Here is a 14,057-nt window from a genome sequence, read left to right on the forward strand (position 1 = left end):
TTTTAGTATTTAATTTGGAGTCTATGAAGCACCTTGAAAAAGGTGCTTTTTTTTACACTAAAAACTGAAATAAATCTGGTTTATCATTTAAGTAATCACCGTAAAAATTATGAAGTTTCATTTTTGTAATTAAAGGTTCTAAATCGTCTGCCGATTTTAACTCTACTCCTACTACTGCTGCACCATTTTCACGGTTTGTTTTTTTGGTATATTCAAAATGAGTAATATCATCATTTGCTCCTAAAATATCTACAACAAACTCGCGTAATGCACCAGCACGTTGTGGAAATTTCACGATAAAATAGTGTTTTAAATTAGCATGTAATAAGGCACGTTCTTTAATTTCGGCAGTTCTGGTAATGTCATTATTACTTCCGCTTACTACACAAATCACATTTTTACCTTTTATTTCTTCTTTAAAATCATCTAAAGCAGAAATACTCAAAGCACCAGCAGGTTCAACTACTATTGCATCTTTATTATATAAATCCAAGATAGTTTGACATACCTTACCTTCAGCAACCGTTACCATTTGATCTAAATTTGACTTACAAATTTCAAAATTTAAATCGCCAACACGTTGCACTGCTGCACCATCAACAAACTTTTCGATATGATTTAACTGTGTGTTTTTTTGATTTTCGATGGAAGTTTTCATTGAAGGCGCGCCTAAAGGCTCGACACCAATAATTTTTGTTTGCGGTGATAACTCTTTAAACACTGAAGATAATCCAGCTGATAATCCGCCACCACCAACAGGCACAAACACATAATGAATTGGATGATGTGCTTGGTCTATAATTTCTAAACCAACTGTAGCTTGTCCTTCAATTACCTTTTCATCATTAAATGGATGAATAAATGCTTTTGAAAGTCGCTCGCATTCTTTCATCGCTAGATGATAAGAATCGTCAAAAGTATCGCCTGCAAGAACAATATCGATATACTCTTCTCCAAACATTTTTACCTGCTCCACCTTTTGTTTTGGCGTTGGAGCAGGCATATAAATAGTACCTTTGATTTTTAATAATTTACACGACAATGCTACACCTTGCGCATGATTACCAGCACTAGCACAAACAATACCATTTTCTACTTCTGAAGCCGATAATGAAGACATTTTATTATAAGCGCCTCTAATTTTATAAGATCGCACTTGCTGCAAATCTTCACGTTTAAACATGATATTACAGTCAAACTCTTTAGAGTATCTAAAGCTTGTTGTTAACGGCGTAACCGCTGCAACATCTCTTAATTTTTCGGCTGCAGCTTCTACTGCTTTTAATTTAGGAAAATAGGTTGTTTGCGTTTGCATTAGTTTGTTTTTAAGCTAAAACACTTTCTTCTTTAGCTTCGGTTTTTATCACTTTCATTGCGGTCATTGCAGCACGAAGACGCTTACCAACAGTTTCGATTGGATGATTTCTAATAGCGTCATTCACTTTTATTAATTCGATATTATCAACGCTTGTTTTTGTTGAAAATGATTTTCCTATTACCGAAGTATCAACAGTTTTCATAAAATCTGCTAATAACGGTTTGCACGCATGATCAAATAAATAGCAACCATACTCTGCAGTATCTGAAATGACACGATTCATTTCAAATAACTTCTTTCTCGCAATAGTATTTGCTATTAATGGCAACTCGTGTAACGATTCGTAGTAAGCAGAATCTTCGATTATTCCTGCGCTTACCATTGTTTCAAAAGCAAGTTCTACACCAGATTTCACAAATGCGACTAATAACACACCATGATCAAAATACTCTTGTTCTGTGATGTGATCTGTGGTTAATTCGGTTTTTTCGAAAGCAGTTTCACCGGTTTCTGCACGCCATTTTAATAGATTTACATCATCATTTGCCCAATCTTCCATCATAGTTTTTGAGAAATGACCAGAAATGATATCGTCCATATGTTTTTCAAATAACGGACGCATGATGGTTTTTAACTCTTCTGACAATTCAAATGCTTTAATTTTTGAAGGATTTGACAATCTATCCATCATGTTTGTAATGCCGCCATGCTTTAAAGCTTCAGTAATAGTTTCCCAACCAAACTGAATTAATTTTGCAGCATAACCAGCATTAATTCCTTCGGCAACCATTTTATCAAAAGACAAAATTGCACCAGTTTGCAACAAGCCACACAAAATGGTTTGTTCACCCATTAAATCAGATTTTACCTCAGCCACAAAAGACGATTCTAAAACGCCTGCTCTGTCGCCACCAGTTGCTACTGCATAAGCTTTTGCTTGTGCCCAACCTTTATTTTCTGGATCGTTTTCTGGATGCACAGCAATTAATGTTGGCACACCGAAACCACGTTTGTATTCCTCACGCACTTCGGTTCCTGGACATTTTGGCGCGACCATAATTACCGTAATATCTTTACGGATTTGCGTACCTTCTTCAACAATATTAAATCCATGCGAGTAACTTAACGTTGCGCCTTTTTTCATTAAAGGCATCACTTGGTTAACTACATTGGTATGTTGCTTGTCTGGTGTTAAGTTTAACACCAAATCTGCTGTTGGGATTAAATCTTCGTAGGTCCCAACATTAAATCCGTTATCGGTTGCATTTTTGTATGACGCACGTTTTTCATCAATTGCTTGTTGGCGTAAGGCGTAAGAAATATCTAAACCAGAATCTCTCATGTTCAATCCTTGGTTTAATCCTTGTGCGCCGCAACCTACAATGACTATTTTTTTATCTTTTAATACAGCTACGCCATCTTCAAATTCTGAAGCGTCCATAAATCTGCATTTTCCTAATTGTTCTAATTGTTTTCTTAATGGTAATGTGTTAAAATAATTTGCCATTTTAGTTTGTTTTTAGTGTTGAAAAGCTTCCAACATTTTAGTTATTTCCATTGGTGTTTTGGTAACTGCAATTCGTCCAGAACGTGTAAATTGTAAAATCCCAAACGCACTTAATTCTCTGTGCAATAATTCTATTTCGCTACGTCTTCCTGATTTTTCAAGTACAAAAAATTCTTTATTTACAGTGACAATTCTTGCGTTACTTTCTTTAATAATATTTTGAATTTGTCGTTCTTCAAACTGTAAATCTGATTTGATTTTGAACAGACAAGATTCTTGATAAATAGTTTCTTCTTCCGTGTGATAATAGGCTTTAATCACCTCAACCTGTTTTTCAATTTGACCAATAATTTTTTTCATTTGGTCTTCGGCTAACTTTACCACAATGGTCCATTTAGACACGTTTTCAATTTCAGAAATTGAAGAATTTATACTTTCAATGTTGATATGTCTACGTTGAAATATTGCCGAAATACGGTTTAATAACCCAGTATTATTTTCGGTATAAATAGAAACGGTATATAATTTATTTTCGCTCATAATTACTCTAATCTTACATCTGAAACACTTGCGCCTGTTGGTATCATAGGGAATACATTATCCTCTTTTTCAACCATAACTTCTAAGAAATATGGGCCTTCCGTTTCCATCATTTCTTTTACAGCATCGGCTAAATCTTCTCGTTTAGACACGCTTTTAGCATTAATATGATAGCCTTTTGCTATCGCTACAAAATCTGGGTTTTCCATTTCAGTAGATGCGTAACGTCTATCAAAAAATAGTTGTTGCCACTGTCTTACCATACCTAAAAAATTGTTGTTTAACACTACAATTTTTACTGGCACTTTGGTTTGAAAAATGGTTCCAAGTTCTTGGATGGTCATTTGATAACCACCATCACCAGCAATCATGACCACATCGCGTTCTGGTGCGCCCATTTTTGCACCAATTGCTGCTGGCAACGCAAATCCCATTGTGCCTAATCCGCCAGACGTAATGTTACTTTTAGAGAGATTAAAATCGGCATAACGACACGCAATCATTTGGTGCTGACCAACATCGCTAACAATTGCTGCTTCACCTTTGGTTTGTGCATTAATCTCTTTAAGCACTTCACCCATCGTTAAGCCATCTTTTGTTGGATGCAAATCGTCTTTTATGACTTTATCAAATTCAATTTGATATAAATCTTTAAATTTTTGATGCCATTCTGTATGCGAATTTTCTTTTAAAAGTGGAAGAATTGCTGCCAAGGTCTCTTTTGAATTTCCTAAAACAGCGACATCTGTTTTTACGTTTTTATCAACTTCAGCAGGATCAATTTCAAAATGAATCACTTTAGCTTGTTTAGCGTAAGATGCTAAATTTCCTGTGACACGATCATCAAAACGCATTCCGATTGCAATTAAAACATCACATTGGTTAGTCAACACATTTGGCGCATAATTACCGTGCATACCAACCATGCCTACATTTAATGGATGAGTCGAAGGAATTGCCGAAGCACCTAAAATAGTCCAAGCCGATGGTAAACCTGCTTTTTCGATAACCGCTTTAAATTCAGCTTCAGCTTTACCTAAAATCACACCTTGTCCCCAAACGACAAGAGGTTTTTTTGCATTATTAATTAAATCTGCAGCAGCTTGTAAATCGGCTGGATTAGTTTCAGGAATTGGTTTGTAACTTCTAATTCCTGTACATTTTTCATATTCAAAATCGAATTCTTCAAATTGCGCATCCTTAGTAATATCTATTAAAACTGGACCAGGACGACCACTTTTTGCGATGTAAAACGCTTTAGCAATCACTTTAGGAATTTCTGAAGCTTTTGTGACTTGATGATTCCATTTAGTCACAGGTGTAGAAATACCAACGATATCGGTTTCTTGAAACGCATCGCTACCCAATAAATGCGATCCAACTTGACCTGTAATACACACCATTGGCGTACTATCTATTTGCGCATCTGCAATACCTGTAATCAAGTTAGTTGCGCCAGGACCAGAAGTTGCCATAGCGACACCAACTTTACCCGAAATGCGTGCGTAACCTTGTGCCGCATGCGTTGCACCTTGCTCGTGACGTGTTAAGACGTGATGGATTTCGTTTTGAAATTTATACAACTCGTCATAAACAGGCATAATTGCACCGCCAGGATAACCATAAAGTACATCTACGCCTTCAGCCATTAAGCTTCGAACAACCGCTTCGCTACCCGAAATGCGGATAGTTTTTGAAGTAGATTGCTCGTTGTTTTTTATTGTTTTTGTTTCCATAAATTCCTGCGCAGGCAGGAATCTCATCCTACCTTTTTAATTTTATATTTTCTCAAGCAATACTTGAGTTTTATAATTTTATTAAAACATTTATTTTATGCTCATTACTTTTAGATTCCTGCCTGCGCAGGAATTTGTTAAAACTCATCGGTTACACAACCTTTAGATGCAGACGATACTGTTTTAGCATATTTATAAAGGACACCACGATTAAATTTTAATTCTGGCGCTTTCCATGATTGTTTTCTTTGTGATAATTCTTCTTCTGAAACTTCAAGTTGAATGGTATTGGTTTCAGCATCTATTGTAATAAAATCGCCATCTTTAACTAACGCGATATTTCCGCCATCTTGAGCTTCAGGTGTGATGTGACCGACTACAAAACCGTGCGTTCCACCAGAAAAACGTCCATCTGTAATTAACGCTACGTCTTTACCTAAACCAGCACCCATAATAGCAGCTGTCGGCTTAAGCATTTCTGGCATTCCTGGTCCGCCTTTTGGTCCTTCGTATCTAATGACAACTACATCACCTTTTTCTACTTTACCATCTCTAATACCATCGTTTGCTGCGTATTCACCTTCAAATACTTTTGCTTTTCCGCGAAAGCGTAACCCTTCTTTTCCTGTGATTTTTGCGACACTTCCGTCTTCAGCTAAATTGCCATACAACATACGCAAGTGACCTGAGATTTTTATAGGTTCTTCGATTGGTTTTATCACATCTTGACCTTCGGTTAAATCATTAACATCTAATAAATTTTCGGCTAAAGTTTTTCCGGTTACGGTTAAGCAATCGCCATGAATTAAGCCTTTTTTCAACAGATATTTTAAAACTGCAGGAATACCGCCAACGCGATGTACGTCTTCCATCAGGTATTTTCCGCTAGGTTTTAAATCGGCTAAAAAAGGTGTGTTATCACTGATATTTTGAAAATCTTTTAAAGTGAAATCAATATTTGCCGCACGAGCAATTGCTAAAAAGTGAAGCACTGCATTGGTCGATCCGCCTAAAATAGTCACCAAACGAATAGCGTTTTCTAAAGATTTGCGTGTAATGATATCGCTTGGTTTAATATCTTTTTCAATTAGCAATCGCATCGCTTCACCAGCTTTTATGGCTTCTTGTTTTTTCTCTTCGCCAGTTGCTGGATTTGATGAGTTGAAAGGTAAGGTCATGCCTAAAGCCTCAATTGCTGAAGCCATAGTATTTGCCGTGTACATTCCACCACAAGCACCAGCACCAGGACAAGCTTTTTCAACTATATTTTGATATTCGCTTTCATTCATGGTACCAGCGACTTTGCTTCCCCAAGCTTCGAAAGCGGAAACGACATCTAGTTTTTTTCCGTTATGGCAACCAGAATCAATGGTTCCGCCATACACCAAAATACTTGGTCTATCTAAACGAATCATTGCCATTAATGCGCCTGGCATATTTTTGTCACAACCAACAACGGTAATTAGTCCGTCGTAACTCATTGCTTGCACTACGGTTTCCATAGAATCTGCAATAATATCTCGTGACGGTAAAGAATAACGCATACCTGGTGTACCCATGGAAATTCCGTCACTTACACCAATTGTATTAAAAATTAAGCCTACAACATCTTTATTTTTTGTGCCTTGCTTAGCGAGTTTTGCTAAGTCATTTAAATGCATATTACATGGATTACCTTCGTAACCTGTACTTGCAATACCTATAATGGGTTTATAAAAATCTTCTTTGGTTAATCCTATAGCGTGCAACATTGCTTGTGCTGCTGGTTGCGTTGGATCTTGCGTTACTGTTTTACTGTATTTATTTAGTTGACTCATTTAGTCCGTTTCTTATTTATGATTTTCTAAATTACTAATTTGACTATGCTTGACTTTTTAGTTATTGAATTATAGACTAAAGCCATAATTCAATTTAATTATTTAATATATTGATTTTCAGTTGCTTAAAACAAAACAAGTATGATGCCCAATTGTTAATATTTGACCTTTTTATTTTACTTTGAACTGAAATAAACCCAACAAAAAAGCCTTCCTGAAAAGGAAGGCTTTTAAATTTATTCTTAACTAATAGACACCATTCCTTACCACCGTGATTTAATAATCACAATGCTAATAATTGAAATGATATTTACAGTTTGTTTTTTCATCTTGATATGCAAATATTGAAATTATTTAATTAAAATCCAAATTACACGATTACACTCTAGGTAAATCACCTTCTTCTTTTAGTGGTAAATTAGATTTTCCCATTAAAAAAGCATCTACATGATGTGCTGCTTGACGACCTTCGGAAATTGCCCAAACAATTAACGACTGACCGCGACGCATATCTCCTGCAGTAAAAATACCTTTTACATTAGTTGCATAATCTTTTTCGGTTGCTTTGATGTTGGATCTAAAATCCATTTCTAGACCAAATTGTTCTGCTAAAGTTTTTTCGGCACCAGTAAAACCTAGTGCTAACAACGCTAAATCGCAGTCCCAAGTTTTTTCGGTATCTGGTAATTCTTTAAGTTCTGGTCTTTCGCCTTCTTTAAAAATCCATTCGACTTCAACCGTTTTTAAACCAATTAAATTTCCATTTTTATCTCCTAAAAATTCTTTAGTTGAAATACTAAAAAAACGTTCTACGCCTTCTTTATGAGACGTTGTCGTTTTTAATCGCATAGGCCAATAAGGCCAAGGTTGATGCGCTGGACGACCTTTAGTTGGTTTACTTAAAATTTCAAAATTTGTTACCGATGTTGAACCATGACGATTACTTGTACCGATACAATCGCTACCTGTATCGCCGCCACCAATGACAATTACTTTTTTATTTTTTGCTGAAATAATTTCATCTTCATCTATCAATCCATCAACATGTTGGTTATTTTTCTTCAGAAATTCCATTGCTTGATGTACACCTTTTAGATGATTTCCTTTTATAGGAATATTTCGTCTAACGGTTGCGCCGCCACATAAAAGAATCGCATCAAAATCTGCCTTTAACGTTTCGACACTTATATTTTGCCCAACATGAGCATTGGTTTGAAAGATAATCCCTTCGTTTTCAAGTATTTTTATACGTCTATCTATAATTTTCTTTTCTAACTTAAAATCAGGAATACCATAACGCAATAAACCACCAACTCTTGCGTCACGCTCAAAAACCGTTACCAAATGTCCTGCTCTATTTAATTGTTGTGCAGCTGCTAAACCTGACGGACCAGAACCTACCACAGCAACTTTTTTACCTGTACGATGCTTTGGCGGATGCGCTTCAACCCAACCTTCTTTAAAGGCGATTTCGGCAATATTTTTTTCAATATTTTCAATGGTTACTGGATCTTCGTTAATACCTAAAACACAAGCTTCTTCACAAGGTGCTGGACATAAACGACCTGTAAATTCTGGAAAATTATTTGTAGCATGTAAAATTTGCGCTGCTTCTTTCCATCGTCCTTTATAGACTTTATCATTAAAATCCGGAATTAAATTACCCAACGGACAACCGCTATGACAAAACGGAATACCGCAATCCATACATCTAGCGCCTTGATTTTTGAGTTTTTCCTCTTTTAAAGGCACTGTAAATTCTTTATAATTTTTTAGACGATTTTCTACTTTTAAATAACCTTCGTCTTCTCTTTTATATTCTAAAAATCCTGTTGTCTTTCCCATAATCTTAAGCTTTTACAGTTTGCTCTTCTGCTATTCTTATTAATGCTTGTTTGTATTCTTCCGGCAATACCTTAATGAATTTTGGCAATTCTGTTTGCCAATTTTCGAGAATACGTTGTGCTAACGGACTTAATGTTGCGTTGTAATGATTCTCTATTAAGCCTTTTAATTCTGAAATATCTTCAGCAGTTTCAACTGGATCAAGATTTAATCCTTCTTTATTACAATGTTGTTCAAAGGTATTTTTTGGATCGTAGATATATGCAATTCCGCCACTCATTCCTGCTCCAAAATTACGACCAACTTCACCTAAAATTACAGCGCGTCCGCCAGTCATGTATTCGCAACCATGATCACCAATACCTTCGACAACAGCACTTGCACCAGAATTACGCACACAAAAACGCTCGCCAGCTTTTCCGTTAATATAAGCTTCGCCAGACGTTGCACCGTAAAGCGCCACGTTACCTATAATGATATTTTCTTCAGGCACTAAAGTTGACTCGTCAGGAACTTTTACTGCTATTTTTGCACCAGACAATCCTTTACCTAAATAATCGTTAGAGTTACCATTAATGACCAAGGTTAAACCTTTGGTTGCAAATGCACCAAAGCTTTGTCCTGCAGCACCAGTAAAATTGATTTTTAACGTGTTATCTGGCAAACCTTGTGCTCCATAAATTTTTGAAATTTCATTACTTAAAATCGCTCCGAAAGCACGATTACGATTAGTGATTTTTGATTCTAGTACTGTTTTTTCTTTTCTGAATAACGCCGGATGTGCTTGACTAATAATTTTAAAATCTAAAGCCGAATCTAAAGCATGATCTTGCTTTTCGGTGTTATAAAATTTAGCGTCTTTTGGCGCATCTACCTGATGTAAAATAGGCGTTAAATCCAGACCTAAAGCTTTATAATGTTTAATGGTATTATTTCTGTTTAATTTTTGAACTTGACCAACCATTTCATTAACGGTTCTAAAACCAAGTTGCGCCATAATTTCTCTTAATTCTTGCGCAACGAAATACATGAAGTTAACCACATGTTCTGGTTTTCCTTTGAATTTTTTACATAGTTCTGGATTTTGAGTTGCAATACCAACTGGACATGTATTTAAGTGACAAACACGCATCATAATACAACCAGAAGCCACTAATGGCGCTGTTGCGAAACCGAATTCTTCAGCTCCTAAAAGACAAGCAATAGCAACATCTCGACCAGTTTTTAATTGTCCGTCACATTCTAAAACGACGCGATTTCTCAAATCATTCATTACTAAAGTTTGCTGTGCTTCAGCTAAACCTAATTCCCATGGTAAACCTGCGTGTTTTAATGATGTTAAAGGTGAAGCACCTGTACCACCATCGTGACCCGAAATTAAAATCACATCGCCTTTTGCTTTTGCAACGCCAGCAGCAACGGTACCAACACCAACTTCGGATACTAATTTCACATTAATTCGTGCGTCACGATTAGCCGATTTTAAATCATAAATTAATTGTGATAAATCTTCGATAGAATAAATATCGTGATGTGGTGGCGGAGAAATTAGACCAACATAAGGTGTAGAATTACGTGTTTTTGCAATATCTGGATTAACTTTTGGACCAGGTAATTGTCCGCCTTCACCAGGTTTTGCACCTTGCGCCATTTTTATTTGAATCTCTGACGCATTGGTTAAATAATTTGAAGTCACACCAAAACGACCAGATGCAACTTGTTTGATTGCCGAGTTTTTCCAATCTCCGTTTAGGTCTTTATAAAAACGCTCTTCATTTTCTCCACCTTCACCAGAATTGGATTTACCACCAATGCGATTCATCGCAATTGCTAAATTTTCATGCGCTTCTTTACTTATAGATCCGTAAGACATAGCTCCTGTTTTGAAACGTTTTACAATCTCTGTCCATGGTTCGACTTCTTCTAAAGGAATTGGGTCGTAGTTAGTAAATTCAAATAATCCACGAATGGTCATTAACTGCTTGCTTTGCTCGTTAATTAAATCAGAATATTCTTTATAAGTCTTGTGTTTATTGCTTCTTACAGCTTCTTGAAGTTTTGCAACGGTTAATGGATTAAACGTGTGTTTTTCGCCATGACGTCTCCATTTGTATTGCCCACCAAATTCTAAATTTAAATCGGCATCTACTTCATCTGTTTTGTAAGCTTTTTTATGACGCTTGTAAATTTCTTTTTCAATTTCGCGTAAGCCAACACCTTGTATTCTTGTGATTGTATTTGGGAAATAATCGTTTACAATTTTGGTGTTTAATCCTACACATTCAAAAAGTTGAGATCCGCGATAAGAATTAAGTGTTGAAATACCGATTTTGTTCATCACTTTTAAAATACCCATTCCTATTGCTTTATTGTAGTTTTTAATAGCCGGTAGATAATCTAGATTTTCAATTTCTTTATTTTCAACTTGATTGTAAACAATTTCATTTACTATGTAAGGATTTATCGCACTTGCGCCGTAACCAAAAAGTAGTGCAAAATGATGGACTTCTCTTGGCTCTGCCGACTCGATAATTAGGCTAACCTTGGCACGTTTTCCTATTTTATATAATTCATGATTAACATAAGAACACGCCATTAATGCAGGAATTGGTGCTAGTTTTTTGTTTACGCCTCTATCGGAAAGTATGATAATATTTCCACCTTTATCTATAGCTTTTGAAGCCTGATTTACCAAATCTTCTAACGCTGCTTCCAAACCGTTTAAACCTTTATCAACTTCATACAACATCGATATCGTGCTAACTACAAAATCTGGATTGTTTTTATAGTTTTTTATCTTATCTAAATCGTGTTTTGATATGACTGGATTTTGAATTTTTAACTTTCGGCATTGATCTTCGTTAATCTTAAAAATGTTAGTGTCGCTACCTAAAGTCAAACTAATATCTGTGATTAATTTTTCGCGAATACCATCTAATGGCGGATTTGTAACTTGAGCAAAAAGCTGCTTAAAATAGTTATAAATCAATTGTGGTTTTTGTGAAAGTATAGCAATTGGCGTATCATTTCCCATAGACCCTATTGGCTCTTTTCCTAATTGTGCCATAGGTTTAATAATGGTGTTTAAATCTTCTTGAGTATACCCAAATACAACTTGTCTTTTGTCTAATCTGTCTTCTTTATGTTTTATTGGTCCTTTTTTTGCAGGTATATCTGCTAGATGCACTAAGTTTTTATCTAACCATTTTTTGTAAGGATGTTTGGTAACGATATCTGCTTTAATTTCTTCATCATTAATAATTCGACCTTGATTCATATCTACTAAAAACATTTTCCCAGGTTCTAAGCGACCGTGTTTTTCTATATTTTTAGGATCAATTTCTATCACTCCAGTTTCTGAAGACATAATTACATAACCATCTTTAGTCACAGAATATCTTGATGGTCGTAAACCATTTCTATCTAAAACGGCGCCGATATAATTACCATCTGTAAATGGTATTGATGCTGGTCCATCCCAAGGTTCCATAATACAGGAATTGTATTCGTAAAACGCTTTTTTAGCTTCAGACATTTTTGGGTTTTTCTCCCAAGCTTCAGGCACTAACATCATCATAACTTCTGGTAAAGTTCTTCCTGTCATTAGTAATAATTCTACAACCATATCCATAGATGCAGAATCAGATTTTCCTGGTATTACAATTGGAAAAATACTTTTTATATCTTCTCCAAACCAATCACTTTCCATTAATTCTTGTCGAGATAAAGTACGGGAGACATTTCCGCGAAGCGTATTAATTTCTCCATTATGACACATATATCTAAATGGTTGTGCCAAATCCCAAGTTGGAAATGTGTTAGTTGAAAAACGTTGATGCACTAATGCCAAACGCGTGACTAATGTTGGATCTTGCAAATCTATGTAGTACAGTTTTATATCTTCTGGAATTAATAGTCCTTTATATATAATTGTTTTAGCTGAAAGACTTGGTAAATAAAATCTTGAACTTTCTGAAAGTTTAGAGTTATGCATAGCATGTTCTGCTTGTTTTCTTGCTGTAAAAAGTTTTAAATTGAAATCAAAATCTGATTGTTTTTTATCGGATTTACCTACAAAGACTTGTTTTACAAAAGGCTCTGTTTCTGCTGCAATTTTACCTAAAACCGAAGTATCTACAGGTACATCTCTCCAACCTAAAATTTCTAACTCTTGTTCTTCAATATATTTTGTAAAAATATCAATACAGAAATTACGTTGATTTTCCTTTTGAGGCAAGAACATATTACTTACAGCATACTCACCAGGTTTTGGCAAAATAAAACTGCAGTTTTTTACAAAAAAATCATGCGGAATATCTATTAAAATACCTGCGCCATCACCTGTTTTTCCGTCACTACTTACAGCACCACGATGTTCTAATTTTTCAAGAATTTCTAGTGCTTTATGTATGATGTTATTTGATTTATTTCCTTTAAGACTGCAAATAAATCCTGCTCCACAATTATCATGCTCAAATTCTGGAAAATAAAGGCCTTGTTGCTTTAACATAATGCAAAAATTTTTAAAGAGTTAGTTAGTTGTATTTATCCTAAGATACTGTGATACATCCTAATATGAAAGAAGTGAAATCATTTTTCCATATTTAATAATGACATTAATTTTTTATAAGATATTATCAAAATGAACCGCTAAAAAATAAGAAATAACTAATGATAATTTTTAGCAAAAAAGGCAATTTGTTGCGAAAAGGTTTTCGAAAAAGACGAAAATCAAAAATAAATTCAACGAAAATATCTATTTACTGAGATTTACTCAAAACACCGATTAAGGATTTGATAATATTTTTAAATATAAATATTTCACCCTTAACTTTTAAGGGTTAAAAATATCAATTTAGCAAAAATTAAAACATTACCCCTTAATTTTATAGGGTTAAACATCTTTTTTATTAGCTTTAAAACAACAACTAACAAAAAACAACTAAATAAATGAAAAAAGTAGAAGCAATAATTAGAAAGTCTAAGTTTTCTGCTGTAAAAAAAGCACTTCATGAAGTTGGAGTTAATTTTTTTTCCTATTGGGATGTTACTGGTTTGGGTAACGAAAAGATAGGACACGTTTACAGAGGTGTATCATATAGCACAAGTGACATACAGCGTCGCTACTTATCAATTGTAGTTAATGATGAATTTTTAGACGTTACAGTACAAGCTATAATTGAAGCTGGAAAAACAGGTGAAGTTGGAGACGGAAAGATCTTTGTTTCAAACATTGAAGAAGTTTATCGAATAAGAACAGGAGAAAAAGGAGGAAACACTTTAAACTAACTAAC

The 14,057-nt window shown here is 34.9% G+C and carries 8 protein-coding genes; 1 reads left to right on the forward strand and 7 read right to left on the reverse strand.

What is annotated here, in order from left to right:
* Positions 1 to 52: 52 nt before the first annotated feature.
* The 7 genes from ilvA to gltB all read right to left on the reverse strand — a co-directional run bounded on the left by ilvA (position 53) and on the right by gltB (position 13,273).
* On the reverse strand, positions 53 to 1,315 hold the full coding sequence (ilvA, locus tag INR78_RS03155) for a threonine ammonia-lyase IlvA (protein ID WP_223077430.1): 1,263 nt from the start codon (positions 1,313 to 1,315) through the stop codon (positions 53 to 55).
* 10 nt (positions 1,316 to 1,325) lie between these two features.
* The gene (gene ilvC / locus INR78_RS03160) at positions 1,326 to 2,825 is read right to left on the reverse strand and encodes a ketol-acid reductoisomerase (RefSeq protein WP_223077431.1); all 1,500 of its coding nucleotides are present in this window, start codon (positions 2,823 to 2,825) and stop codon (positions 1,326 to 1,328) included.
* Positions 2,826 to 2,837: 12 nt separating this feature from the next.
* Complete coding sequence (ilvN, locus tag INR78_RS03165) at positions 2,838 to 3,365, reverse strand: acetolactate synthase small subunit (RefSeq protein WP_181256134.1); 528 nt, start codon at positions 3,363 to 3,365, stop codon at positions 2,838 to 2,840.
* A gap of 2 nt (positions 3,366 to 3,367) precedes the next feature.
* Positions 3,368 to 5,101, reverse strand: coding sequence for a biosynthetic-type acetolactate synthase large subunit (gene ilvB, locus INR78_RS03170; protein ID WP_223078023.1), 1,734 nt, complete (start codon positions 5,099 to 5,101; stop codon positions 3,368 to 3,370).
* Between the two features lie 137 nt (positions 5,102 to 5,238).
* On the reverse strand, positions 5,239 to 6,918 hold the full coding sequence (gene ilvD / locus INR78_RS03175; RefSeq protein WP_223077432.1) for a dihydroxy-acid dehydratase: 1,680 nt from the start codon (positions 6,916 to 6,918) through the stop codon (positions 5,239 to 5,241).
* 378 nt (positions 6,919 to 7,296) lie between these two features.
* Positions 7,297 to 8,763, reverse strand: a complete 1,467-nt coding sequence (locus tag INR78_RS03180; protein WP_223077433.1) for a glutamate synthase subunit beta — start codon at positions 8,761 to 8,763, stop codon at positions 7,297 to 7,299.
* A gap of 4 nt (positions 8,764 to 8,767) precedes the next feature.
* Complete coding sequence (gene gltB, locus INR78_RS03185; RefSeq protein ID WP_223077434.1) at positions 8,768 to 13,273, reverse strand: glutamate synthase large subunit; 4,506 nt, start codon at positions 13,271 to 13,273, stop codon at positions 8,768 to 8,770.
* A 440-nt stretch (positions 13,274 to 13,713) separates the two neighbouring features.
* Here gltB and INR78_RS03190 point away from each other — a divergent pair, with 440 nt between their 5' ends.
* Complete coding sequence (locus INR78_RS03190; RefSeq protein ID WP_223077435.1) at positions 13,714 to 14,052, forward strand: P-II family nitrogen regulator; 339 nt, start codon at positions 13,714 to 13,716, stop codon at positions 14,050 to 14,052.
* Positions 14,053 to 14,057: the final 5 nt, after the last annotated feature.

The sequence above is a fragment of the Mesoflavibacter sp. SCSIO 43206 genome, from assembly GCF_019904215.1.
GTDB lineage: Bacteria > Bacteroidota > Bacteroidia > Flavobacteriales > Flavobacteriaceae > Mesoflavibacter > Mesoflavibacter zeaxanthinifaciens.